The sequence below is a fragment of the Actinosynnema sp. NPDC059797 genome (assembly GCF_042732085.1).
In the GTDB taxonomy this organism is placed as follows: Bacteria; Actinomycetota; Actinomycetes; order Mycobacteriales; family Pseudonocardiaceae; genus Actinosynnema.
In genome coordinates, this window is the sequence record NZ_JBHWIE010000516.1 from 1 (window position 1) to 3,999 (window position 3,999).

General features: G+C 73.0%; 4 protein-coding genes. 1 reads left to right on the forward strand and 3 read right to left on the reverse strand.

Features of this window, described 5'->3' with window-relative positions; genetic code table 11:
* The 3 genes from ACFV4N_RS40820 to ACFV4N_RS40830 all read right to left on the reverse strand — a co-directional run.
* Window positions 1-836, reverse strand: an 836-nt coding sequence (locus ACFV4N_RS40820; protein WP_499678054.1) for an SDR family oxidoreductase, incomplete at its 3' end; no start/stop codon positions are given.
* Entirely contained in the window at window positions 833-1,483 is a 651-nt protein-coding gene (locus ACFV4N_RS40825) for a carboxymuconolactone decarboxylase family protein (RefSeq protein WP_499678055.1), read from the reverse strand. The genes ACFV4N_RS40820 and ACFV4N_RS40825, both read right to left, overlap by 4 nt.
* 7 nt (window positions 1,484-1,490) lie before the next feature.
* A complete protein-coding gene (locus ACFV4N_RS40830) occupies window positions 1,491-2,852 on the reverse strand; it encodes an ABC1 kinase family protein (RefSeq protein WP_499678056.1) in 1,362 nt (453 codons plus the stop codon).
* A 382-nt stretch (window positions 2,853-3,234) separates the two neighbouring features.
* Between ACFV4N_RS40830 and ACFV4N_RS40835 the strand changes: the two genes are divergently transcribed.
* Window positions 3,235-3,999, forward strand: a 765-nt coding sequence (locus tag ACFV4N_RS40835; RefSeq protein ID WP_499678057.1) for a maleylpyruvate isomerase family mycothiol-dependent enzyme, incomplete at its 3' end; no start/stop codon positions are given.

The following is a 3,999-nucleotide window of genomic DNA, read 5'->3' on the forward strand; positions in this document are numbered from 1 at the left end:
TCCCAGGCCCGGTCACCCAAGATCGCACGCTGCGGGCCCAGCAGCCCCACCGGGATGCCGATCCGGTAGCGGATGCGCGGGTTGGGCGCCGTGATGGCCTTCTCGATCACCTCGGCGACCTTGCCCGAGCGCACCGACGTGCGCCCGCGGCCCTTGGGGTGGTCGACCTCGCGGTAGGCGCCGTGCCACTCCACGAAGCGCTCCCAGAAGTCGGCGTACAGGTCGCTGTCGGTGCTCAGGCCGAGGTCGCCGACCGTGGTGGGCACGAACGAGCCCAGGATCGGCGACGGCTCGATGATGACCACCTTGATGCCCCACGGCGCCACCTCCAGCCGCAGCGAGTCGCTGATGGCCTCCAGGGCGTGCTTGGTGGCCTGGTAGTAGCCCCGGCCGGGGGTGGCGAACAGGCCGAAGATCGACGACATCATCACGACGCGGCCGGACCGGTGCTCGCGCATCCCCGGCAGCACCAGCTGCGTCATCCGGGACAGGCCGAAGAAGTTCGTCTCGAACTGCCGCCGCACCTGCTCCAGCGGTGTCTCGCCGATGGTGCCGTTGAGGCTGTAGGCGGCGTTGTTGACCAGCACGCCGACCGACCCGTGGTCCTCGGTGACCCGCTCCACCGCGGTGACCATCGACTCCTCGTCGGTCACGTCCACCCGCAGCGTGGTGATGCCCTCCTCGGCCAGGTCCTTCAACCCGTCGAGGTTACGACCGGTGGCGTACACCGGCCAACCTGCGCGGTGCAGGCGCAGCGCCGTGGCGCGGCCCGTGCCCGAGGACAGCCCACCGGAGGAGTTGACCCCGGTGATCAGGACCGCGCGCGACGGACTCACCGGTCGCCCCCGGCCGGGACGCCCTGCTGCGGGATCGCCTGCTGCGGAACCTCCTGCTGGGGGACCTCCTGCTGGGAGACCCGGCTCGCCGCCACCGACAGGCCCAGGCCCAGGCCGTCGACCATGCGGGTGATGAAGTTGAACATCGAGGAGGTGAAGAACGCCTCCAGCAGCTCCTCCGCGGTCCAGCCCGCCTCCAGGGCGTGCTGCCAGTCCTCGTCCGTGACCTTGTACGCCTCGCGGCTGAGCTTGGTCAGCAGGCGCAGCAGCACCTTGGTGCGCTCGTCCACGGGCAGGTCGTCGGCGGACTTCGCGGACTCGACCGCCGCGGCGATCTCCTCGGGGCCGCCGAACGCGCGGTAGAAGAAGTTGTGCGTGCCGACGCAGTACGGGCACTCGTTCACCTTCGACGTCCAGGCGGAGATCAGCTCGCGCGTCTGCCGCGGCAGCACGCCGCCCAGGTACATGCCCTTGTAGCCGGCCACGACGGCTTCGAGCAGGTCCGGCCGGGTGGACGTGAGGCGGAACATGTCCGGCACGAACGGCAGGTTGGTGGCCTTCTTGATCTCCTCGTACAGCTCGGCGAGGCGGCCCTCGGCCTGGTCCTCGGCGATCAGCGGCACCCGGACGTGGGTGGTTGCGTCCATGGTCGACTCACCTTTCAGCAGTGGATTCGGTGGCACGTGGGGTGTTGCGGCGGCGCAGGACGGGCATCGCCTCCGCCTGGAAGTCGACGTCGGAGTCGAAACCCTTGATCATCCCCTCGATGACCAGCAGCGACAGCAGGGGGAAGGCGAACTCGGGCGCGGGGAACAGGCCGAACCGGCGCTGGAGGTCGAACAGCCGCCCGGCGAAGCGCGCCAGGTCGAACTCGCCGGACTTCGCGCCGGAGGTCTCGGCGACCAGCTCGCGCAGCCCGACCCGGAAGCCCTCCAGGTCGCCGTCCTCGGCGACCTGCGCGGCGCTGTCGATGACGATCTGCCCGCACATCCAGCCGTCGCCGAGCGCCATGTTGATGAAGAAGTCCGCGAACGACCGGCGCACCGCGTCGGGCAGGCGGATCACGAAACCCGCGTCCAGCACCACCAGGTGCGCGCGGCGGTCGAAGTACAGGTTGCCGGGGTGCAGGTCGCAGTGGACCACGCCGTCGACGAACAGCATCTCGTAGATCGCGGCCAGCACCGCGCGCACGACCGCGCGGCGGGTGTCGGCGTCGAGGTCGCCGGGCGCGAAGCGGGTCAGGTCCGGGACGTACTCCATGACCACGGTCTCGTCGGTGCACAGCTCGGGCAGCGGCGCCGGGACGCGGACGTTGCCGAACCCCGACAGGTTGGCGCGCAGCGAGGCCAGCGCCTCGGCCTCGGCCCGGAAGTCGAGCTGCCGCAGGATCGCGCCGCCGACCTGGGCGTGCATGAGCTTGAACGGCATCCGGCGCAGCCGGGGCAGCAGGCCCAGCGCGGTCATGGCGGCGGCGGTCAGCGCGAAGTCGCGCAACATGACGCGCGCGATGCCGGGGCGGCGCACCTTGACCGCGACGTGCCTGCCGTCCGGGGTGACCGCCTCGTGGACCGTGGCGATGCTGCCGCAGGCCACCGGCTCCCACCGGAACTCCCGGAACGGCCACGGCCGGTCCCGGTAGGCGCGCCGCACGGCCCGCTCGACGCGGCGGCGGCGCGGTGGCCGGGCCGAGTCGGTGAGCCGGGCCAGCGGCGTGGTGACCGCGTCGGGCAGCAGGTCGCGCCGCGTGCTCAGCAGCTGGCCGATCTTGATGTAGGAGGGGCCGAGGCGGGTCAGCAGGCGCACCCACCGCTCGCCGTCGCGCAGGCCCCGTCCCGCGGTGTCCCCGCGCAGGCGGGCGACCGCGGTCGAGGCGCCGAGGGCCAGGACGTGGCCCAGCACGACCGCGCCCACCCACGTCCCGCGCAGCACGAGGCCGGGCAGCCGGAGCAGGCGACCGGGAATCGCGGTCAAGATCGCCCCCTTGTCGTCGAGGTGGCCGGGGCGGCGGAGCGCCACCGGTTCGATCGTCCTGATCGGGACGGCGGGCCCACTACTCCTCCCGTGCCCGCGGCGGGCGGTTCGGGGAGGTGCGGGACCGATCGGTCGCGGGCGTGGGGAGCCGGCGCGGGAATCGCGTTCTCCGCAGGACTTCGCATAAAGCATTACACCGTTACGCCTCGGGTCGCACTTCTCGCGGATTGCGGGGATCGGCAACGGGGACCGGGTGCGGTGGGACCGGGCGCGCTGGACCGGTGCGGTGGACCGGATGCGGTGGACCGGGTGCGGTGGACCGGGTGCGGTGGGCAACGCGGGAGATGCGGCCCCGGAGCCGGAGCCGGGACGCTGGTCGGCGTCGGCGATCCGAGCGGCCCGGTACCCCGGGCGGGAAGGCGGAGCGATGGGGCACTCACCCGGACCCGGCACACCGGCCGCGAGCCGCGTCACGCCCGAGCGGTGGTCGGCCGCCCGCGCCGCCGTCCGCGACGCCGGCGAGCGGTTCGCCGACCTGGTCGCGTCCGCGCCGGACCCCGCCGCCATGGCCACGGCGGACTGGACGGTGGCCGAGACCGCGGCGCACGTGACCGGCATCGCGTGGAACAACACCGCCGTCCTGGCCGAGGGCGCGAAGAGCTTCCCCATCCCCGAGGTGCGCCCGCGCATGATGGGCGCGACCCTCGACACGCTCGCCACCGAGATCAACCCCGTGCAGCTCGCGAGCTTCACCGAGCGGGACCCGGCGCGGCTGGCCGACCTGCTGCGCGCCTCGGTCGCGGAGATGCTCGACACCACCGCCGACGCCGACCCCGAGCGCGTCCACGGCTGGCTCGGCGGTTCCCGGCTCTCGCTGGCCGGCCTGTTCGCGCACATGGCGAACGAGCTGCTGGTGCACGGCCACGACATCGCCCGCGCGTCCCGGCGGCCCTGGCGCGTGCCGGACGAGCAGGCCGCGCTGTTCGTCGACCTGTTCCTGGTCGACCTCACCCGGCACGGCTACGGCCGGCTGCTGGACGGCCGGCCCGTGCGGCCGGACCGGATCGCGGTGCGGTTCCACTCCGACCACACCGCCCCGCTGGTGATGGTGCTGGAGGACGGCGTGGCCAGGGTGGAGGAGCCGGGCGCGGACGTCGACGTGCACCTGAGGTTCCGGCCCTCGGTGCTGAAC